Here is a 19,824-nt window from a genome sequence, read left to right as displayed (position 1 = left end):
GAGTGTCCAGGAAACGCCGCACCCGCTCGGTCCGGAACGGCGTGTTCTGGACACTCAACGGCATGATGACGCGACGGTTGGGCGGGTCGGACGGGCGGCCCGGCCTCCCCCGTCGAGTGTCCACGAAACGCCGCACCCGCTCGGTCCGGAACGGCGTGTTCTGGACGCTCAACGGGGTGCGACGCCGAGACATCACCGGGGGCGGGGCATCGGGCCCGGATGCCGCGGCATCCGGGCCCGTGCCGTTCAGCGCGCGCCGAGCAGGTGCTCGGTGGCGAGCTGCTGCAGGCGGACGAAGCCGAAGCCCTTGCCGCCGAGGTATGCGTCGGTGTCGAAGTCCTCGTAGGCCGAGCGGTCGGCGAGGAAGTCGTCGTAGGTCTCGCCCTCGTTCAGCGTCGGCTGAGCGAGCTCGGGGACCTTCGATGCCTCGAGCGCCGCCTGCACCTCGGGGTCGGCGCGGAAGGCCGCGGCGCGCTCCTTCAGCAGCAGGTAGGTGTTCATGTTGGCCGAGACCGAGTCCCAGACGCCCGTCTCGTCTTCGGTGCGCGAGGGCTTGTAGTCGAAGTGGCGAGGGCCGTCGTAGGCGGGAACGCCGCCGGGGCCACCGTTTTCGAGCAGGTCGACGAGCGCGAACGCGTTGTGCAGGTCACCGTGGCCGAAGACGAGGTCCTGGTCGTACTTGATGCCGCGCTGGCCGTTGAGGTCGATGTGGAAGAGCTTGCCGTGGTAAAGCGCCTGGGCGATGCCGGCCGAGAAGTTCAGGCCCGCCATCTGCTCGTGACCGACCTCGGGGTTGACGCCCACGAGCTCGGGACGCTCGAGCGAGTCGATGAAGGCGATCGCGTGGCCGAGGGTCGGCAGCAGGATGTCGCCGCGGGGCTCGTTGGGCTTCGGCTCGATCGCGAAGCGGATGTCGTAGCCCTTGTCGGTGACGTAGTCGCCGAGCAGGTTGACGGCCTCGCGGTAGCGCTCGAGTGCCTGGCGGATGTCTTTCGCCGAGTCGTATTCGGCGCCCTCGCGGCCACCCCACATGACGAAGGTCTTCGCGCCGAGTTCGGCGGCGAGGTCGAGGTTGCGCAGGACCTTGCGCAGAGCGAAGCGGCGCACCTCGCGGTCGTTCGAGGTGAAGCCGCCGTCCTTGAAGACGGGGGCCGAGAACAGGTTGGTGGTGACCATCGGCGTGATGATGCCGGTGTCCTGCATCGCGCCCTTCAGGCGGTCGATCTGCTTCTGGCGCTCGGCGTCGGTGGAGCCGAAGGCGAAGAGGTCGTCGTCGTGGAAGGTGAGGCCGTAGGCGCCGAGTTCGGCGAGCTTCTCGACGGCGTGCACGACGTCGAGGGCCGGGCGGGTCGGGCCGCCGAACGGGTCGGCGCCGTTGTAGCCGACGGTCCAGAGGCCGAACGAGAACTTGTCATCGCGGGTGGGGGTGGGCATTCCTGCTCCTTCGCATGGAGACGCACGAGTGCGCGGTGACGCACGGCGGGTTTGTTGGTTCTCACAACATATAACCCGGATGCCACGGCGTCCAGCGTTCCGGTCAGATTCCCAGGGCCTCGTCGACGACCGCGAACACCGCGGGGTCCCACGTCAGCGCGCGCTCCCACGGCAGCCCGAACGCATCGGCGAAGAAGATGCTGTGCACGTCGTCGGGGAACGCGTGACGCCTCGCCTCGGGAAGCACCTCGGCGGGGATGTCGTCGGCGCGTCCGCTGCGGAGCGAGACGAGCCCGTCGTGCGGCCAGAGACGCGCCGGCTCGACCGCCGCGGCGAAGTACCCCGCGCCGATCGCGGTGACCGGGATGCCGTCGAGCACTCCCGCCTGCGCCCGATTCCACTCGCGCAGGTATCGATGGGACACCTGCTCGGCCGCGCCCTCGGAGTTCGCCGCGGCGTACGCGCGCGCCTGCGCGAGGATCGTCGTCGTCGACGGGTCGCCGTGCGCGTCGGCATCCGTGATCTCGCCCGCGACGGCATCGCCGAGCACCGCGCCGTCCCACGGGGTGCCGAGGGTGATGAGCCGCTCGGCACGCGGGTCCTCGTCGCCCAGCTCGCGGATCGCGGCGCGGGCGAACAGCCCGCCCATCGAATGCCCCACAAGGTCGACGCTCGTCACCGCGTGCTCGGCGGCGAGCCGGCGCAAGAACGCGGCGAGCGCGACGCCGGCGTCGTCGATGGTGCCGACCGAGTTGATCGTCATCTCGGCGGGCAACACGACGGGCACGTCGTCGAAGCCCTGCCACCCGGCATCGGCCCGCACCTCGCCGACACCGAGGCGGGCGGGTGCGGTGTACACCCGCAGGCCACGATCGAGAAGGTGCCGGCGCAGCGCGGTGAGCGTGTTTCCCGCGGCCAGCCCGCGGCCGGCGGCGTGATCGGGGTCGGTGTACGGCGAGACGGCCGCACCACCGGAGACGAGGACGACGGCATCGGCCATGGCGACTCCTTCACGGGTCAGGTCCCGGTCAGGATAGGGCAGCCCTCCGACATCGACCCGCCTCGGGCCCGCGCCCCACTCCCGCTCCCCCGTCGAGTGTCCAGGGCACGCCGCGCCACGCCGGGCGGAGACGGCGTGTTCTGGACACTCGACAGCCAAGGCACGCCGCCCTCGGCGTCACGGCTTCGGGAGGGCGCCAGCGCGTCAGGGCGTCAGGGCGTCAGGGCGTCAGGGCGTCAGGGCGTCAGGGCGTCAGCGCGTCACGGCGTCACGGCGTCAGCGCGTCGCCGCGCCAGCGCGTCACGGCGTCAGCGCGTCAGGACTTCAGCGCGGCAGCGCGCCCTCGATCGCGGCGATGACCTCGGGGTCGTCGGGCTGGGTCCGCGGGCTGAAGCGCGCCACGCGGCCGTCGGGGGCCACGACGAACTTCTCGAAGTTCCACGAGATGCGACCGGTCTTGCCCTCGGCATCCGGGGTCGTCGTGAGCTCCTTGTACAGGGGGTGGGCGCTGCGCCCGTTGACCTTGACCTTCTCGGTCATCGGGAAAGTCACGCCCCACGTCGCCGAGCAGTACTGCTCGATCTTCTCGCTGTCGCTGAGCTCCTGCAGGAACTGGTTGCTCGGGAAGCCGATCACGGTGAATCCGCGCTCGGCGTAGCGCTTGTGCAGCGCCTCGAGGATCTCGTACTGCCCCGCGAGCCCGCAGCGCGAGGCGACGTTGACCACGAGCGCCGCCTTGCCGTCGGTGAGCGCGCCGAAGGTCGTCTCTTCGCCCTGGAGGGTGGTGATGGGGATGCCGGAAAGGTCCATGCTCCGATCCTGGCACCGCTAGCTAGGCCCGGGGTGGGAACATCGCTTCTTCACGGCAAGCGGCGCAGGCCCGCACGGGACACCGACGCGCGCGGGCCGAGCGCTCGGCGCATGGCACAGTGGTCGCATGGTCACCGCGGGCACTCGGGGCGACGGCATGCGCCGCGCCAATCTCTCGCTCGTGCTGCGAACCGTGCACCGCGAGGGCCCGCGCTCGCGCGCCGCGCTGACCGAGGCCACCGGACTGAACCGCTCCACGATCGCCGACCTCGTCGGAGAACTGCAGCGCGGGGGGCTCGTGATCGAGCGGGCGTCCGATACTCAGGGTCGCGTGGGCCGCCCCTCACCGATCGTCGCCCCCGACCCCCGCGTCGTGGCCGTGGCGGCCAACCCCGAGGTCGACGCGCTGGACCTCGCGGCGATCGCCCTCGACGGCACGATCCTCGTGCGCGAACGCCTCGACCAACGGGCGCTGCTCACCCCCGAACGCACCGCCGAGATCATCGCCGAGCGGCTGGCGGCCTGGCGTCACGGCCCCCTCGCCGACGCCCGGATCACCGGGGTGGGCATCGCCGTGCCGGGACCGGTGCGGGCCTCCGACGGACTCGTGCGCGAAGCCCCGCACCTCGGATGGATCGACGCCCCGCTCTCGCAGTTGGTGACGGATGCCACGGCCCTCCCCGCCCACGTCGGCAACGACGCCGCCCTCGGCGCACTCGCCGAGTACCTCTTCGGTGCCGCGCGCGGAGCGCACGACGTCGTCTACCTCAACGGCGGCGCGAGCGGTATCGGCGGCGCCGTGATCGTCGGGGGCACCCCCCTCGGCGGAGCGGGAGGCTACGCGGGAGAATTCGGGCAGAACCGGCCCGGCATCGTCGACATCGCCGACCGGCGGGCGGCCGACGGCGTGCTCGAAGACGAGGTGAGCCGGGCCCACCTGCTCGCCGCCGCGGCGCTCGACGGCGGCGACGATGCCGCCCTCGCCCGTGCTCTGGCATCCATTCCCGACGTCTCCGAGGTGGATCGCCAACGGCGCATCCTCGCCACGGCCCTGGCGAACGCCGCCAACGTACTGAACCCGGCCGTGATCGTGCTGGGCGGGTTCCTCGCCGTGCTCGCGGCGCGCGACCTGGCCGGACTCGACGCGGCCGTGCGGGCGCAGACCATCCCCGCGTGCGCCGAGGGTCTACGCCTCGCCGTCGCCGAGCTCGGCGAGGACCGCCTGCTGGTCGGCGCCGCCGAGGCGGTGTTCGAGGCCGCGCTGTTCCCGGCGCGCTGAGCCGGGGCGGCTGAGCGCTGAGGCGGCGGCGCGGGGCGGGACGAGCGGAGGACCAGGGACGAGCGGAGGACCAACCGCGCCCCACGCACCCTCCGCTGGTCCCCGACCCTCCCCTCCGCACCGCCGCCGCACTCGCACGCGCCCACCCGAATGTCGGTGGTGCGGGGCAGGATGGGAGCATCCACGCGAGGAGAGCACTGATGCAGACACGACCACCCGGCGCCACCTGGTCGGGCAACCACCGCTACCGTGCCACCGAGACACTGCTGCCCGGTGACCTCGACGAGCTCGCCGAGGTCCTGACCTCGGCCGACGCGGTGCGTGTGCAGGCGACGCGTCACACGTTCAACGACGTGGGCGACACCGACGGCGTGCTCGTCTCGCTCGAGCAGCTGCCCGTGCGCATCGAGATCGACGGGGACCGCGCGCGCGTCGAGGGACTGGTCACCTTCGCCGAGCTGGCCCCGGTGCTCGAGGCCGAGGGCCGCGCCCTGCACAACCTCGGTTCGCTCCCCCACATCTCCGTGGCCGGCGCCACCGCGACAGGCACGCACGGCTCGGGTCTCGGCAACGGCAACCTGTCGAGCGCGGTCCGCGCGGTCGACGTCATGGATGCCGACGGCCAGACGCACCACATCGACCAGACGCACGAGTGGTTCGCCGCCGCGGCGCTCGGCATCGGCGCGTTCGGCGTGATCACCGCCGTCGAGCTGCAGACCGAACCGTCGTACACGGTGACGCAGCAGGCGTACACCGGCGTGGCGTGGGACGACATCGTGGGCGACCCCGAGCGCGTGTTCGGCGGCTCACGCAGCGTCAGCGTCTTCACGACGTGGGGCGACCCGGCGCACGATCTGGTGTGGGCGAAGAGCGACGACGGCGCACCGGACTGGGTGGAGGCGCTCGGGGGCCGCCCCGTCGGCGACGACATCCACCTGGGACGCATCCGCACCGTCGACAACACCACTCCGCGCGGCACACCGGGCCCGTGGCACACGCGCCTGCCGCACTTCCGCGCCGACGCCCTGCCGAGCGACGGCGACGAGATCCAATCCGAGTACTTCGTGCCGATGGCCTCCGCCCGCGATGCGCTCGCGGCGGTGCGTGCCATCGCCCCCGCGTTCGCCGCGCAGTTGCTCGTCTCCGAGCTGCGCACGGTCGCCGCCGACGAACTCTGGCTGAGCCCCGCGTATCAGCGCGACGTGATCGCCATCCACTTCACCTGGCGCAACGACACCGACGGGGTCCTCGCGGTGCTCCCGCACATCGAGGCCGCCCTCGCGCCGTTCGACGTGCGTCCGCATTGGGGCAAGGCGTTCACCACGCCCGGCGAGGCCGTGCGGGCGAGCCTCGCCCGGATCGACGATTTCACCGCCGCGGCACATCGGGCCGACCCCCGCGGCGTCTTCCGCAACAACTTCCTGCGGCGGACGCTCGGCCTGTAGCCCGGCGCACCGCCCACCGCAGGACAGACCGCGGAACGGCGTCGCCCACCGCGACGCCGCCCCGTGGCATCCGGGATCAGCGGCTGGAGTAGCCGCCGTCGATCGGCAGCGAGACGCCCGAGATCATGCCGGCGCCGTCGCTGAGGAGGAACACGATGGGGGCCGCGATGTCGTCTTCGGTGGCCCACTTGTGCAGGGGCATCGCGTCGAGGAACGGGCCCTCGATGTCGGGGCGCCCCCAGTACCAGGCCGACATCGGCGTCATCACGACGGTCGGGTTGACGCTGTTGACGCGGATGCCGTAGCCGCCCAGCTCGAGGGCGGAGACGCGCGTGATGTTGTCGAGCGCCGCCTTCGACGAGCCGTACGAGATGTGGCCGGTGAGGGCGACGAGGCTCGCCTGGCTCGAGACGTTGACGATGGCGCCGCCCTTGCCGACGCGGATCATCTCGCGCGAGGCGTACTTGGTGACCAGCAGCGAGCCGCGGGCGTTGATGCTCATGACCCTGTCGAACACGTCGATGTCGGTCTCCATGGGGGTGGCGATCTCGCCGCCCCATCCGCCGCAGTTGACGACGCCGTAGAGGTCGCGTCCCTCGATCGCGGCGCGGATCTCGTCCTCGGATTCGAGGTCGAACACGACGGGCTCGGCGCCGGTCTCTTCGGCGATGGCGGCGACGCTGTCGGCCGTGCGACCGGCGGCGAGCACGGTCGCACCGGCGGCGACGAGGTGGCGGACGGTGGTGCCGCCGATACCGCCACCGGCGCCGGTGACGAGAATGGTGCGGTCGGAGAATTCGCTCATGGGCGGGGCTCTTTCGGGTTCACGATGTCGGGGGCGACGTCGATGTCGCCGCGGCCCATGATAACCACAGAATCACGCGGATGACTTCGGTGTCATGACGAATTGATCACGGGTGTTGACACCGGTGTCATCACGGGCTTACCGTAACCGGAGTTCGACCGGCGGCCTCCCGCCGGACCCGCTTCACCGACGCAGCACTCCGATGTGCGGCGTCGCCCGGAAGGACCACACCGCTGTGACCCACACCTCGGATAACGCCGCGACGGCCGCCGCCGTCACCGTGCACCTCGACGACCTCGTCGCCCGTGCCCGGAACCTCGCGGCGACCGGCGAGCGCCGCGTGCTGGGACTGGCGGGCACCCCCGGCGCGGGCAAGTCGACGGTGAGCGATGCGCTGCTCGCCGCCCTCGGATCCGACGCGGTCCTGGTGGGGATGGACGGCTTCCATCTCGCCAACGATGAGCTCGAGCGCCTTGGTCGCCGCGACCGCAAGGGCGCCCCCGACACGTTCGACGTCGAGGGCTACGTCGCCCTGCTCGATCGCCTCCGCGCCGGCCACGCCGTCTACGCCCCGCGCTTCGACCGCGGCCTCGAGGAGTCCATCGGCTCGGCGGTGCTCGTGCCCGCCGACGTCCCCCTCGTCATCACCGAGGGCAACTACCTGCTGCACGACGACTTCGGGTGGGATGCCGTGGCATCCCGTCTCGACGAAGTCTGGTTCCTCGACATCGAGGCCGACACCCGCCGCGAACGTCTCGTCGCACGCCGCCTGTCCCACGACCATCCCCACGACGACGCCGTCGCCTGGGTCCGCGACGTCGACGAGGCCAACGCTCTCGTCGTCGAGCGCGGGCGCCACCGCGCCGATCTCGTCATCACCGTCTCCGACGCCCCCGCCGGGGGCGTCGGCCACCACGAAGGAGCTGCCTCATGAGCACCACCACGACCGTGCCCGTGCTGCAGGCGCGGGGTCTGTCGCGTCAGTTCGGATCCGTCCGCGCCCTGCACAACGTCGACTTCGAGGTCTACCCCGGAGAGGTCACCGCCCTCATCGGCGACAACGGCGCCGGCAAGTCGACGCTCGTGAAGGCCCTGTCCGGCAACCTCGCCACCGACGAGGGCGAGATCCGCTTCGACGGCACCCCGATCGACATGTCGAACCCCCAGGTCGCCTCGGGCCTGGGAATCGAGACGGTCTACCAGGACCTCGCGCTCGCCCCGCACCTCGACCCGGTGCAGAACATGTACCTGGGCCGCGAACTCCGCCGCCCCGGCCTCGCCGGAGCGCTCGGGTTCATGAAGACCAAGGACATGGCCGTCGCCTCCCGGGCCGCGTTCGACGAGCTCGGCGCCACCGTGCGCTCGCTCACCTCGCCCGTCGGTGAGATGTCGGGCGGACAGCGGCAGGCCATCGCGATCGCCCGCGCCGTGCACTGGGCGTCGCGCGTCGTCTTCCTCGACGAACCCACCGCCGCCCTCGGCGTGCGTCAGACGAAGAACGTGCTCGAGACCATCCGGCGCGTCCGCGACAAGGGCATCGCCGTGGTCTTCATCTCGCACTCGATGCCGCACGTCATCGACGTCAGCGACCGCATCCAGGTGCTGCGCCTCGGTACCCGCGTCGCCAACATCAAGGCCGCGGACACCTCCATGGAAGAACTCGTCGGACTCATGACCGGCGCCGTCACGAAGGACGACCAGAAGTGAGCACGCAGACACCTCCCACCGAGACGGTGGCCATCGGCACCTTCGACAACCACAAGACGAACCCGATCAAGGCCGTCCTGCGCACGCAGGCGTTCCAGATCCTGCTGGTGCTGCTGGCCATCATCATCGTCTTCAGCATCCTGGCTCCCGAGTCGTTCGCCCAGTGGTCGAACTTCCGCCTCATCATCCAGAACGCCTCCATCCTCGCCGTGCTCGCGGTCGGCATGACCTACGTCATCATCACCGCCGGCATCGACCTCTCGGTCGGATCGGTGCTCGTGTTCTCGGGAGTCGTCTCGGCGCTCGTGATGCGGGCCCTGGGCGGCGAAGGCTGGGGCGTCGCCACCGTCGGCATCATCGTCTCGATCCTCAGCGGCGTCTGCTGGGGGCTGCTGAACGGTTTCCTCATCGCCAAGGCGAAGATCCCGCCGCTCATCGTCACGCTCGGTTCGCTCGGCATGGCCCTGGGTCTCGCCCAGATCCTCACCGGCGGCGTCGACGTCCGCGACGTGCCCACCGTGCTGACCGTCTCGATCGGGTACGGCAACGTGTTCGGCAGCGTCCCGATCATCAGCGTGATCGCCCTGGTCGTCGTCATCATCGGCGCCATCGTGCTGCATTACACGCGCTTCGGCCTCTACACGCTGGCCGTCGGCTCGAGCGAGATCGCAGCACGCCGGGTCGGCGTGAAGGTCGACGCGCAGCTGATCAAGATCTACACGATCTCGGGCGCCCTGGCCGGGCTCGGCGGCATCCTCTCGCTGTCGCAGTTCTCGACCACCGCCATCGCGGGTCAGACCCAGACCAACCTGAACGTCATCGCCGCCGTAGTGATCGGTGGCACGTCGCTCTTCGGCGGCGTCGGAACGATCATGGGCACGGTCGTGGGTCTGTTCATCCCCGCGGTGCTGCAGAACGGCTTCGTCATCACCGGCGTGCAGCCCTTCTGGCAGCAGGTCGCGGTGGGCGCGGTGCTGATCACCGCCGTCTACGTCGACCAGGTGCGCCGCACCGCCGCCACCCGAGGCAACTCGCAGGGCCTCTGGCGCAAGTTCATCAGCGGAGGTCGGCGCGGCTGAGCCGCGGCGGCACCCCTGCTCCCTTTCCCCTCGAACCCCACCCCACCAAGAAGAACCCGACACAGGACAACCCGAAAAAAGAATGGTGATCACAATGAAGTGGAACAAGAAGGCGACCGCACTGACGGTCTTCGGTATGGCTGCGACGCTCACCCTCGCGGGGTGTTCGGGCGGAGCCGCCTCGGGCGGCGCGTCGGCCGGCGCCGACGGGTACAAGATCGCGTTCGTGCAGGGCGTCGCCGGAGACGAGTTCTACATCTCCATGCAGTGCGGCATCCAGGCCGAGGCCGAGAAGGAGGGCGCCACGGTCACGACCCAGGGCCCCGAGAAGTTCGACCCCACCCTGCAGAAGCCCATCGTCGACGCCGTCGTCGCCTCCCAGCCCGACGCACTGCTCATCGCCCCCACCGACGTGTCCGCGATGCAGGCGCCGATCGCCGCCGCTGAAGCCGCCGGGATCAAGGTCGTCCTGGTCGACACCACGCTCGAGGACCCCTCGGGTGCTGTGTCGCAGATCTCGTCCGACAACGAAGGCGGCGGCGCCGCAGCGTTCGAAGCGATCCAGAAGGCCAACCCGAACGGCGGCAAGGTGCTCGTCGTGTCGACCGACCCCGGTGTCTCCACCACCGACGCCCGCGCCCAGGGCTTCGAAGACGCCGTCGCCAAGGACAGCAAGTTCGAGTCGGTGGGGGTGCAGTACTCGCACAACGAGCCCTCCACCGCCGCCGAGATCGTCACCGCCGCGCTGCAGAAGGACCCCGACATCGTCGGCATCTTCGCCGCCAACCTGTTCGCCGCCGAAGGCTCCGCCACCGGCGTCCAGCAGGCCGGCAAGCAGGGATCGATCACCATCGTCGGCTTCGACGCCGGCCCCGCCCAGGTGAAGGCCCTCGAAGCCGGAACCGTCCAGGCCCTGGTCGCCCAGGAGCCCGCCACCATCGGCTCCGACGGCGTGAAGCAGGCCATCGCCGCCCTCAAGGGCGAAGCGACGGAGGAGAAGATCCAGACCGGCTTCACCATCCTGACGAAGGACAACATCGACACCGACGGCAAGGACGCGGTCTACAAGTCCACCTGCTGACACCCCGGATGCCGGGGCTCCCACATCCGCGTGGGGGTCCCGGCATCCCCCCTCGCGTGAGTCGCCACACTTCGTCGCTTCGGACACCGCGCCGGCGACAAATCCTGGCGACTCACGCGCGGCGCGAAGCGCCACCGCCGCGAAAGACCCCTCCCGAGCCCGTCGACGGCTCGGGCCCCCTGCCACCGCCGCACCCCCGGAGTCCCGCATGACCGATCTCACCGCCGCCGCCCTCCCCTCCCTCGCGGCGAACGTCTCCGTCCCGACGTACGACCGGGCGGCCGTGCGCCCGCGGATCGTGCACTTCGGCGTCGGCGGCTTCCACCGCGCGCACGAGGCGATGTACCTCGACCGACTGCTCGAGGCCGGGCACACCGAGTGGGCCCTCTGCGGCGTCGGCGTGCTGTCGTTCGATGCCGCCATGCGCGATGCGCTGCGCGCGCAGGACACCCTCTACACGCTCGTCACCGAGGCTCCCGACGGCACCTCGACCGCACGCGTGGTCGGCTCGATCGCGCAGTACCTCTTCGCCCCCGACGACCCCGAGGCCGTGGTCGCCAAGCTCGCCGACGCCGACACGGCCATCGTCTCGCTGACCATCACCGAGGGCGGTTACGGCATCGACGACGCGACCGGTGCCTACGCTCCGCGCGACGAGGCCACCCTCGCCGACCTCGAGGGCACCGACGCCCCGCGCAGCGTCATGGGCTTCCTCGCCGAGGGGCTGCGCCGCCGACGGGATGCCGGCACCCCGGCCTTCACGGTGATGTCGTGCGACAACATCCAGGGCAACGGTCACGTCGCCCGTGCCGCTCTGCTGGGCTTCGCCGAACGGCTCGACCCCGAGCTCGCCGCCTGGATCGCCGAGAACGTGTCATTCCCGAACTCCATGGTCGACCGCATCACCCCGGTCACCACCGACGCCACCCGTGACGCGATCGCCGAGGAGTTCGGCATCCGGGACCTCTGGCCCGTGCGCTCGGAGTCGTTCGAGCAGTGGGTGCTCGAGGACTCCTTCTCGGCGGGTCGACCGCCCCTCGACGAGGTCGGGGTGCAGCTGGTCGCCGACGTCGAGCCGTACGAGCTGATGAAGCTGCGGCTGCTGAACGCGTCGCACCAGGCGATGAGCTACCTCGGCATCCTGTCGGGAGTCGAGTTCGTGCACGAGGTCTGCACCGACCCGCTGTTCGTGGCGTTCCTGCAGGGGTACATGCACACCGAGGCCATCCCGACCCTGCGCCCGGTGCCGGGCATCGACCTCGATGCCTACTGCGACCAACTCATCGAACGCTTCGGCAGCGAGGCCATCCGCGACACCCTCGCGCGTCAGGTCGTCGACGGCTCGGATCGTCTGCCCAAGTTCCTGCTGCCGGTCGTGCGCGAGCAGCTCGCCGCGGGCGGACGCATCGACCACGCCGCGCTCGTGTTGGCGGGCTGGAGCGTCTTCCTCGAGGGACGCACTGAAGCGGGCGAGGCGACCCCGGCCGTCGACAGCCGTCTCGACGAGCTTCGGGCGATCATCGCCGAGGACCCGGCAGCCCTGCTCGACTACGCGCCCGTGTTCGGCGACCTCGGCCGGAACGCGCGACTGCGCGAGGCGTACCTGGCGGCGCGGGCCTCACTCGCCGAGCGAGGCGCTCGCGGCGCGATCCAGGCCGTCCTCGACGCCTGAGCGCGGGCTCGAGGCTCCGCTCTGCCCGTGCGCGGCGCCGACGCCCGCCGCGCGGGTGACCTCGCGCAGGAAGCCGGCGATGGCGTCGTGGAATCGCTCGGACTGCTGGTTGGCCTCGTTGCAGTGCCCCGAGGAGTCGAACGCGACCAGGGTGGCCTCGGGATGCCGAGCCACGTACGCCGCCGAACCCGCGAACGGCACCACCGGGTCGGCGCGGCCGTGCACGATGAGCGTCGGCAGGTCCGCCCCCGGGCGCGGGCCGTCGACCCAGTTCAGGGCGCGGGCGTCGACGGCCTCGACCAGGCCCAGGGCGCTGGCGCCCGCACGACTGCCGAGCACCCGCAGAGCCGACGCGCCGATCGAGCGGGGCAGGTGCGCGCCGTCGACGGCGCTGCGCACGATGCGGGTCCAATCCAACGCGGGCGCGACGAGCACGAGGCCGGTGATCCGTTCGCGGTGCCGGGACTCTTCGAGCGCGAGCATCGCGATCGTCGCCCCCATCGACCAGGCGACCAGCACGACCTCGCGAGCCCCCCGCTCGACCGCGTAGGCGATGGCGTCGTCGACGTCGCGCCACTCGCGCGTGCCGAGGGTCGAGGGCAGGGCGTCGGCGGGGGCGGCCTCCTCGTCACCGGCGTACGACACCACGAGCGACATCCATCCGGCGTCGTTCGAGGCCGGAGCCGAGCGCAGCGCGCCGTGGCGACTCGAGCGCAGCCCGTGCACGTGGATGGTCCAGCCGCCGTCGGCGTTCTCGGGGTCGCCGATCTCCCACGCCTCGGCGGTCCCGCCTCGGCGCAGCGGAATCGCGACGTGACGCGTGGGACCGACGTCTTCGGGCGCGCCGATGTTCTGCGAGGTCCATGCCGCTGTTGCGGTGCCATCGCCGAGCCCCGCCGGGCGGGTGAGGATCGAGCGGACCACACGGTCCCCCTCGACGCGGATGACGTCGCCGACCATCAGGTGCGCTCCGTCGTCGAGGCGCAGTCCGTAGGTGCCGGGCTGTCGGCTGTCGTCGGTCGCCGGCACCGACACCGTGTCGCCGGCGATCGTGACGGGCTCGAAGACCTTCGCGGCGCGCGGCGCGATCAGACGCCGTGCGACGTAGCCGGCGAGCGCCGTGTGCGCGACGGCGAGCGTGGCCGCGGCCACACCCGCGCCGATGACGAGCGGTCGGATCATGCGCGGACTCCCGGGGTTCGGCGGGTCAGGTGGGCGTCGACGTCGTCGAGCAGCGCACGCTGCGCGGGCGTCAGGGGCACGGACCGCGCGATCGCGTCGTCTTCGATGGCGACACGCAGGGCGTACAGCCGCGTGTCGACGGCCGGGTCGAGGGCGATGCCCGAGAGGTCGGTGGCGCCGCGCTCGCGAGCGAGGTTCTCGAGTCGCTCGAGCAACGACGCGCCCCGACGCCGGATGGCGGTCGCGGCGCGCGACGCGACGAAGATCCCCGCCACGAACGACACGACGCCCAGGTAGAACAGCGGGTCGAACAGGGCGCTGACCACGGCGTTCGCGGTGAAGAACCGCGTGAGGGTGAGGTCGACGATCTCGCTGAGGCAACCGAGCACGATGGCGACGGCCCCGAGACGGAACAGCAGCCGACTCACGGGCAGCGAACCGCGTGCCGAGCGCAGCAGAAGCACGCCCACGAGCGCGATCCCGCCCATGTGCAGCACGCCGTACGCCCACGCCCCGGTCGAGGTCTCGGCCGCGGTCTCGAGGAACAAGAACGACGAGGGGCCCCGATCGGGCACCGCCACGAAGAACACGACCGCGAACAGCGCCCCGAGCAGCAGGGGGAAGCGCCACCGCAGGGTGGGGATGCGCGCGGTCGCCGGGGCCGTTCCCGCCTGGATGCCGAGCCACAGGGCCACCATGGTGAGCACGTTCTGCACGAGCTTGAGGATGTTCGTGCCGCCCAGTGCCCCGTCGAGCACCTCGATCGGGATGACCGTCCCCTGGGTCAGCAGGGCGATCGCGCCGACGAGCGCGGCGAGCCAGGCGATGCGGGCGCGGGGCTGTCGCCAGGCGACGCGCGCACGTCCCACCACGACGAGGACGAGTCCGACCAGCGCCGCATCGATCAGCAGCACGGTCACCACGACAGCTCGGCGACCCGGGGGCTGGTGTACATGAGCTTCGCGATGGCGTGAGCGACGTGCTCGGCCACCAGCTCCGCCTCGACCTCGGGTGTGGTGAGGGCGGGGTTCGCGTGGGGCGAGACCGAGGAACGCTCGTGCAACGCTCCCGTGCAGTGCGCGTCGTCGAGCAGGTGGCCGAGCTCGTGCGACGCGGCGAACTGGCTGTACAGCGGCGCGTCGGCGGCGCGCACGTGGATGGTGCCCTCACGGCGGTCGGGGAAGTAGGCGAGGAATCCCGTCAGGGTCCCCCACGTGGCGGTGTCGGACTCCGCGACGACGGTGAGACGGATGTCGACGGCCGCTTCGACGGCGCGGACGACCTCGGCGAACGTCATCCCCGGCGCGAGCGCGGCGCGCGCGAGCGCGCGATCGACCCGGGCCTGCACCCGGGCACGCGTCTCGTCGGCCTGCGTCATCGCCGGTCCCCCTCGCGGTCGATCATGGTGTCGGCGGCCTGCCGCGGAGCGAGTGGGCGATGGCGCGCAGGGCGTCGGGCGACATCTGCCCGAGGGCACGGAACTGGATGCTCTCGGCCCCCGCCGCGCGCATCGCCTCGCGCAGTTCGAGCTCGGCCTCGGTGCGGTCGGTGAGCGCCTCGTCGGTGTGGTCGGTGAGGTATTCGACGGGCACGTCGGCCCACTGCGTGATCTGCCGCAGCACCTCTTCGTCGACCACGACCGTGTTCGTCGTGGCGTCGAGCAGGCCTCGGGCACCGGCGGCGACCGACGGGTCGGCATCGTCGAGGTGCCCCAGGAGCTCGGTCTCGGTGGCGGCCTGGCTCGAGATGAGTCGGCGCACGCGGTCGCTCACGGCACCGGCGGGAACCCGCATCTCGACGCGCGGAGCCGACTCCGGGCTCGCGAGCTCTTCGGGGGCGACGCCCAGGACGGCGGCGAGCGACTCGATGTCGTTGGTGTTGTACGGCAGCGAGAAACCGGCCCGCGACTGGTAATAGCTCTTCGTCATTCCGGCGCGACTGATGAGCTCACCCACGGTGAGCCCTTTCGCCTTCCGCAGGCGATCCACATTCGCCACCACTCGTCGGGAGTACCGAGAGGGTGGTCCGACAGCGCCACGACCCACGCCTTCGATCGTAGACGACCCTCACCCGGGGGGAGGTGATCGTATTTACGTGACGCCGGGAGTGCTATTTACGATCCTCTGTGCTTGGATGAATGCGAGACATCGCGTGCGGCCCCCCGGCTCGTTCCGCCCGCGTGCGTCGGATGACGCGGGGCTGCCGCTTTTCTCGCCTACGGGCGCGGCGGCATTGGGGGACGCCGCGCCCGTTCTCCCCTCTCAGCGTGAAGGTCAGGCGATGCGCCGCTCCCCCGGGCGGATGACCCGCCACCAGCTGTGGCCGTAGCCCTCGAGGGCGACCTCGAACCTCCCGTCCTTCAGCGGCACGGGACCCTCGGTGTCGCTCAGCAGGTTCACCACGCTCCACCCCTCGGCATCCGCTCCCTCGAGAGTGAGGTGAAAAGTCCGTCCATCGGGGGCGAAGTTGTGCGCGGCGACGACCATGCCGAGTTCGCTCGTCACCGAGTGAGCCAGCACGCAGGCGTGCGGCTGATCCAGGATGCCGAGCTCCCCCCACCCGATCTCGGGCGAAGCGCGGTAGTGGCGCACCAGATTCTGGACGAACCTCAGCATCGAGTCGGGGTCGTGGCGCTGCTGGGCGACGTTGACGTGCTGCGGACCGAAGCCGCCGGGAACCACCTGCGCGACGAGATCATCGCCGTCGGCGTGCGAGAAGCCCGCATCGTCGACGCCGGTCCACTGCATGGGCGTGCGAACGGCGGCGCGGCTGCCCTCGATCTCGGGGTTCTCGCCCATGCCGATCTCTTCGCCGTAGTACAGCACGGGCGCTCCCGGCAGCGAGAAGATCAGGCTGTAGACCATGCGGATGCGACGAGGGTCGCCCTCGAGCATCGACGGCAGGCGGCGGGTGATGCCGCGGCCGTGGATGCGCTGGCCCGCGTTCGGTGCGAACGCCTCGAACACCTCGTCGCGCTCGTCGGCCGTGAGCTGGTCGAGGGTGAGCTCGTCGTGGTTGCGCACGAAGTTGCCCCACTGATTGCCCCGGGCGATGTCGGGCCGCGAGAGCAGCGCATCGCGGAGGGGACCGGCATCCTGACGGGCGAGCGAGAGGAAGAGCCGCTGATTGCCGACGAAGTCGAACTGCATGGTCAGCTCGTCGCCGTCGGCGTCGCCGAAGAAGCGCAGCTGCTCGTCGTAGGGCAGGTTGACCTCGCCGAGCAGCATGGCGTGACCGCTGCGGCGCGAGACGTAGCCGCGGAGCTCGCGCAGGAACTCGTGCTCGGGTCCCTCCTGCCCGTCGATGAGGTGGGGCACGGCGTCCACCCGGAAGCCGTCGATGCCCAGTTCGAGCCAGAAGCCGATGGCTTTCGCGATCTCTTCGCGCACCTCGGGGTGGTCTGTCGCGAGATCGGGCTGGTGCCGGTAGAACGAGTGCTTGTAGTACTGCCCCGCCGTCTCGTCGAAGAACCACACGCCGTCTTCGACGTCGGGGAACATGCTCGCGGGGGCGTCGTCGGGCACGTCGTCGCGCCACTGGTAGAAGTGGCGGTACCGGTTGTCGCGACTGGTCCGCGCCTGCTGGAACCAGGGGTGCTGGTCGGAGGTGTGATTCACCACGAGGTCGACGATCACGCGCATTCCCCGGTCGTGCGCGGTCCGCAGCACCTCCACCATGTCGCCCAGTGAGCCGTAGCGGGGGTCGACGCCGTAGTAGTCCTCGATGTCGTACCCGTTGTCGCGCTGCGGAGAGGGGTAGAACGGCGCGAGCCACAGGCAGGTGACCCCGAGCTCGGCCAGGTGGTCCAGGCGCTGCGCGAGGCCCCGAAGATCTCCGATGCCGTCGTCATCGGCATCCAGGTAGGTCTTGACGTCGAGGTTGTAGAAGACGGCGGTCTTCCACCACAGGTCGCTGGTGTCGGTGAGTCTCATGCCGTCGTCACCCCCGTCGCGATGTCGGGGTGGCGCGCGGTGGTCGCGGAGGTCGTCATCGGAGCCCTCTTCTCGGGAGCGGTGGCGGCTGGTCCCCTTCGTTCTACCCACCGCACCTGATCATCGGCGGCCTCTTGCCTCGGCTGCGGCGATGTGCGTCGTGCCGCGTCGCGTGACCAGCGGAGGAGCAGGGACGAACGGAGGACTCACCACCCGCACGGGTCCTCCCCTCGCCCCACGCCCTCCGCCTGTCACCGGCCGCGGGGCAGCGCCACCGGCCGCGGCGCGCGGGTCAGAGGCGGCAGGACTCCCGCTCGACCAGCGACACGTCGATCACCGTGAGCTCGTCGAGGCCGAGGCCGGCGTCGGGCCGCAGGCGGGCGAAGACGCGCTCCGCGGCGAGCGCTCCGATGCGACGCGGATCCTGGTCGATCACGGTGACGGCCGGGGTGAGAGTGTCGGCCATCGGGAAGTCGCCGAAGCCGACGAAGGGCATCGGCGCCCCGCGCAGCACGTGCGCGAGCGCCATCGAGGAACGGGCGTTAGCCGAGAACAGCGCCGTCGGCGGTTCCGCCAGATCGCGGAGACGTGCAAGGGCGGATGCCGCGGACTCGCGGTCGGAGACCTGTGAGGCCACGAGCTGCTCGTCGATCTCGACGCCGGCGTCGCGCAGCGCCCGGCGCCAGCCCTCGACGCGCTTGGTCTCGGTGGACAGGTGCACCATGTCGCCGACGTACGCGATGCGGCGGTGACCGTGCGAGAGCAGGTGGCTGGTGGCGAGGTGAGCGCCGGCCTCGTCGTTCTCGGTGAAGGTGTCGGTGAGAAGACCCACGGGGGCACGGTCGACGAAGACGATGGGCGTGTGACCGCGCCAGCGCTCGAGCCACGAGTGGTCGGTGCCGACGGGCGCGATGACCAGCCCGGTCAGCTGGCGGCCGAGCAGGGACTCGAGCGCGGGGCGTTCGTCGTCGGGATCCTCGCCGAGGCTCGTGACGAGGGTCGACAGACCGTGGCGGCGCGCGGTGTCCTCGACGGAGCGCGCGATGGCCGCGAAGAACGGGTCGACGACGTCGGGCACCGCGACGCCGATGACCGAGGCGCGACCGGCGCGGAACGTCGTGGCCAGGGCGTTGGGCACGTAGTTGAGGTCGCGCATGGCCGCCTCCACCAGCGCGCGGGTGTCGGGCAGTACGTGGGGGTCGTCGTTGAAGACGCGCGACACCGTCTTGGTGCTCACACCGGCGCGCAGGGCGACGTCGCGCATCGTGGTCACGAGGCACCTCCGAGGTGTGGGCGAGTGGCGGGTCCGACGAGCCACCCTATCCGGCGGTCACCGCCGACCAGCGCCGAGACGGCGGGGGCCGACGCCGCCCCCCGCCGGGCGGAAGAGGCGCCCTCCCGCCCGGCACCGTGGCATCCGTCCCCCGCGCGCACCCGCGGCGAGATCGGCCGACGGGCGTCGGACGCGATCATGGACGGACCCGGCGCCGGGCGGGCGTGGTCATCTCAGCGGCCGTCGACGGCGTCGGCGAGCTCGCGCAGGCGCGGCAGGGCGCGGCCCGAGAGCAGCTCCTCGCGGCGTTCGGCGTCGATCGAGAGGCTGTCCTTCCACAGTGACCGACCGGCCATCGCGCCCGACGCACCGTTGGCGACGGCCGTGCGCACCTGCTCGATGAAGGTCTCGTGGTCGACACCGGCCGACAGCACGGCCCACGGCACACCCTGGGCGACCTCGGTCACGCGGGCGCTGGCCTCGGCCGAGCCGGGGTACTGGAGCTTCAGGATCTTCGAGCCGCACGCGACCGCCAGTTCGGCGCCGTCGACGACGAGGTCGGCGAACTTCGCCTTGTACTCCTCGTCGCTCTCGTCCTCGAGCTGGTACGTGAGCAGCTCGACGATGAGCAGCAGGCCCTCGGCCTCGCAGGCGGCGACCAGGTCGCGGATCTCCTGAGCGACGCGGGAGTCGGCATCCTGCTTGTCGGGGCGCGTGTAGTAGAGCATCTTCGCGACGGTGCCGCCCATGTCGCGGACCGTGCGGGGGGTGACGCCGGGCACGAAGCGCGTGTACTTGAGGCCGTCGACGGTCTCGAAGCCCGAGGCGTCGAGGCCCACGACGAGGCCGGTGTCGCGATCCAGCACGCCGTCGTCGACGATCTGCGGCAGCGCGACCTCGGGGTCGAGCAGGATCGCGGGAGCGTGGTTGGCGAGGTGGCGGACGAGGTCGGCCTTCACCTCGGCGAGCTCCTCGCGCGTGATGGCGTCGGAGCCGTTCGGGGCGTCCTTGATCGCGGCCTTCATACCGTTGCGCTGGTCGGCGGCGACGATGAGCATGTGACCGTCGGGGGTGCTGATCGACTGGAGCGCGCGGCGCTCGAGCGTGGTGAGTTCGTTCATGTTT

18 protein-coding genes are annotated in these 19,824 nt (G+C 71.1%); 7 read left to right on the top strand and 11 right to left on the bottom strand.

The features are described from left to right. Positions 1–246: 246 nt before the first annotated feature. From xylA to IFU40_RS14840, 3 genes are all read right to left on the bottom strand, one after another. The gene (gene xylA / locus IFU40_RS14850; protein ID WP_055939172.1) at positions 247–1,434 is read right to left on the bottom strand and encodes a xylose isomerase; all 1,188 of its coding nucleotides are present in this window, start codon (positions 1,432–1,434) and stop codon (positions 247–249) included. A 103-nt stretch (positions 1,435–1,537) separates the two neighbouring features. Beyond that, entirely contained in the window at positions 1,538–2,434 is an 897-nt protein-coding gene (locus IFU40_RS14845; RefSeq protein WP_191926810.1) for a lipase family alpha/beta hydrolase, read from the bottom strand. A gap of 324 nt (positions 2,435–2,758) precedes the next feature. Next, complete coding sequence (locus tag IFU40_RS14840) at positions 2,759–3,244, bottom strand: glutathione peroxidase (RefSeq protein ID WP_055839341.1); 486 nt, start codon at positions 3,242–3,244, stop codon at positions 2,759–2,761. 127 nt (positions 3,245–3,371) lie between these two features. On the opposite strand from IFU40_RS14840, the gene IFU40_RS14835 reads away from it, so the two are divergent. Together IFU40_RS14835 and IFU40_RS14830 are read left to right on the top strand one after the other, a co-directional pair. Beyond that, positions 3,372–4,523 carry an ROK family transcriptional regulator gene (locus tag IFU40_RS14835; protein WP_191926809.1) on the top strand — a complete coding sequence of 384 codons (1,152 nt, stop codon included), beginning with the start codon at positions 3,372–3,374 and terminating at the stop codon, positions 4,521–4,523. Between the two features lie 200 nt (positions 4,524–4,723). Next, complete coding sequence (locus IFU40_RS14830; RefSeq protein WP_191926808.1) at positions 4,724–5,968, top strand: D-arabinono-1,4-lactone oxidase; 1,245 nt, start codon at positions 4,724–4,726, stop codon at positions 5,966–5,968. Between the two features lie 76 nt (positions 5,969–6,044). On the opposite strand, the gene IFU40_RS14825 is transcribed toward IFU40_RS14830, so the two are convergent. Further along, on the bottom strand, positions 6,045–6,773 hold the full coding sequence (locus IFU40_RS14825; protein ID WP_055839347.1) for an SDR family oxidoreductase: 729 nt from the start codon (positions 6,771–6,773) through the stop codon (positions 6,045–6,047). A 235-nt stretch (positions 6,774–7,008) separates the two neighbouring features. Here IFU40_RS14825 and IFU40_RS14820 point away from each other — a divergent pair, with 235 nt between their 5' ends. The 5 genes from IFU40_RS14820 (at position 7,009) to IFU40_RS14800 (ending at position 12,312) form a co-directional block, all read left to right on the top strand. Further along, positions 7,009–7,707, top strand: a complete 699-nt coding sequence (locus IFU40_RS14820; RefSeq protein WP_342343443.1) for a nucleoside/nucleotide kinase family protein — start codon at positions 7,009–7,011, stop codon at positions 7,705–7,707. Next, positions 7,704–8,480 (top strand): ATP-binding cassette domain-containing protein, encoded by a 777-nt coding sequence (locus tag IFU40_RS14815; RefSeq protein ID WP_055839350.1) that lies wholly within the window; start codon positions 7,704–7,706, stop codon positions 8,478–8,480. The genes IFU40_RS14820 and IFU40_RS14815 overlap by 4 nt, the downstream gene beginning before the upstream one ends. Continuing rightward, positions 8,477–9,559, top strand: a complete 1,083-nt coding sequence (locus IFU40_RS14810; RefSeq protein ID WP_055839353.1) for an ABC transporter permease — start codon at positions 8,477–8,479, stop codon at positions 9,557–9,559. Before IFU40_RS14815 ends, IFU40_RS14810 begins: the two co-directional genes overlap by 4 nt. 94 nt (positions 9,560–9,653) lie before the next feature. Next, on the top strand, positions 9,654–10,640 hold the full coding sequence (locus IFU40_RS14805) for an ABC transporter substrate-binding protein (RefSeq protein ID WP_191926806.1): 987 nt from the start codon (positions 9,654–9,656) through the stop codon (positions 10,638–10,640). 208 nt (positions 10,641–10,848) lie between these two features. Next, entirely contained in the window at positions 10,849–12,312 is a 1,464-nt protein-coding gene (locus IFU40_RS14800) for a mannitol dehydrogenase family protein (RefSeq protein WP_191926805.1), read from the top strand. Here the strand turns inward: IFU40_RS14800 and IFU40_RS14795 are convergent. The 7 genes from IFU40_RS14795 to IFU40_RS14765 form a co-directional block, all read right to left on the bottom strand. Continuing rightward, the gene (locus IFU40_RS14795) at positions 12,259–13,494 is read right to left on the bottom strand and encodes an alpha/beta hydrolase (RefSeq protein WP_191926804.1); all 1,236 of its coding nucleotides are present in this window, start codon (positions 13,492–13,494) and stop codon (positions 12,259–12,261) included. The genes IFU40_RS14800 and IFU40_RS14795 overlap by 54 nt on opposite strands. Then, complete coding sequence (locus IFU40_RS14790) at positions 13,491–14,417, bottom strand: hypothetical protein (RefSeq protein ID WP_191926803.1); 927 nt, start codon at positions 14,415–14,417, stop codon at positions 13,491–13,493. Before IFU40_RS14790 ends, IFU40_RS14795 begins: the two co-directional genes overlap by 4 nt. Further along, on the bottom strand, positions 14,411–14,872 hold the full coding sequence (locus IFU40_RS14785) for a hypothetical protein (RefSeq protein WP_055839366.1): 462 nt from the start codon (positions 14,870–14,872) through the stop codon (positions 14,411–14,413). The genes IFU40_RS14790 and IFU40_RS14785 overlap by 7 nt, the downstream gene beginning before the upstream one ends. 22 nt (positions 14,873–14,894) lie before the next feature. After that, entirely contained in the window at positions 14,895–15,449 is a 555-nt protein-coding gene (locus IFU40_RS16630; RefSeq protein WP_194717100.1) for a hypothetical protein, read from the bottom strand. Between the two features lie 318 nt (positions 15,450–15,767). Then, positions 15,768–17,426 carry an alpha-amylase family protein gene (locus tag IFU40_RS14775; RefSeq protein ID WP_191926802.1) on the bottom strand — a complete coding sequence of 553 codons (1,659 nt, stop codon included), beginning with the start codon at positions 17,424–17,426 and terminating at the stop codon, positions 15,768–15,770. Between the two features lie 292 nt (positions 17,427–17,718). Then, positions 17,719–18,690, bottom strand: coding sequence for a LacI family DNA-binding transcriptional regulator (locus tag IFU40_RS14770; protein WP_083285975.1), 972 nt, complete (start codon positions 18,688–18,690; stop codon positions 17,719–17,721). 242 nt (positions 18,691–18,932) lie between these two features. Beyond that, positions 18,933–19,820 (bottom strand): tagatose-bisphosphate aldolase, encoded by an 888-nt coding sequence (locus IFU40_RS14765; protein ID WP_191926801.1) that lies wholly within the window; start codon positions 19,818–19,820, stop codon positions 18,933–18,935. Positions 19,821–19,824 lie beyond the last annotated feature (4 nt).

Origin of the sequence: Microbacterium sp. CFBP 13617 (genome assembly GCF_014839445.1) — a bacterium.
In the GTDB taxonomy this organism is placed as follows: domain Bacteria; phylum Actinomycetota; class Actinomycetes; order Actinomycetales; family Microbacteriaceae; genus Microbacterium.
Note: the sequence above shows the minus strand (reverse complement) of the source record. Positions and strands in the feature narration are given on the sequence as shown.

Coding starts and splice junctions, on each gene's coding strand:
- xylA (WP_055939172.1), bottom strand. CDS start 1,434: ATGCCCACCCCCACCCGCGATGACAAGTTCTCGTTCGGCCTCTGGACC.
- IFU40_RS14785 (WP_055839366.1), bottom strand. CDS start 14,872: ATGACGCAGGCCGACGAGACGCGTGCCCGGGTGCAGGCCCGGGTCGAT.
- IFU40_RS14835 (WP_191926809.1), top strand. CDS start 3,372: ATGGTCACCGCGGGCACTCGGGGCGACGGCATGCGCCGCGCCAATCTC.
- IFU40_RS14815 (WP_055839350.1), top strand. CDS start 7,704: ATGAGCACCACCACGACCGTGCCCGTGCTGCAGGCGCGGGGTCTGTCG.
- IFU40_RS14770 (WP_083285975.1), bottom strand. CDS start 18,690: ATGCGCGACGTCGCCCTGCGCGCCGGTGTGAGCACCAAGACGGTGTCG.
- IFU40_RS14840 (WP_055839341.1), bottom strand. CDS start 3,244: ATGGACCTTTCCGGCATCCCCATCACCACCCTCCAGGGCGAAGAGACG.
- IFU40_RS14765 (WP_191926801.1), bottom strand. CDS start 19,820: ATGAACGAACTCACCACGCTCGAGCGCCGCGCGCTCCAGTCGATCAGC.
- IFU40_RS14825 (WP_055839347.1), bottom strand. CDS start 6,773: ATGAGCGAATTCTCCGACCGCACCATTCTCGTCACCGGCGCCGGTGGC.
- IFU40_RS14805 (WP_191926806.1), top strand. CDS start 9,654: ATGAAGTGGAACAAGAAGGCGACCGCACTGACGGTCTTCGGTATGGCT.
- IFU40_RS14775 (WP_191926802.1), bottom strand. CDS start 17,426: ATGAGACTCACCGACACCAGCGACCTGTGGTGGAAGACCGCCGTCTTC.
- IFU40_RS14795 (WP_191926804.1), bottom strand. CDS start 13,494: ATGATCCGACCGCTCGTCATCGGCGCGGGTGTGGCCGCGGCCACGCTC.
- IFU40_RS14800 (WP_191926805.1), top strand. CDS start 10,849: ATGACCGATCTCACCGCCGCCGCCCTCCCCTCCCTCGCGGCGAACGTC.
- IFU40_RS14845 (WP_191926810.1), bottom strand. CDS start 2,434: ATGGCCGATGCCGTCGTCCTCGTCTCCGGTGGTGCGGCCGTCTCGCCG.
- IFU40_RS14830 (WP_191926808.1), top strand. CDS start 4,724: ATGCAGACACGACCACCCGGCGCCACCTGGTCGGGCAACCACCGCTAC.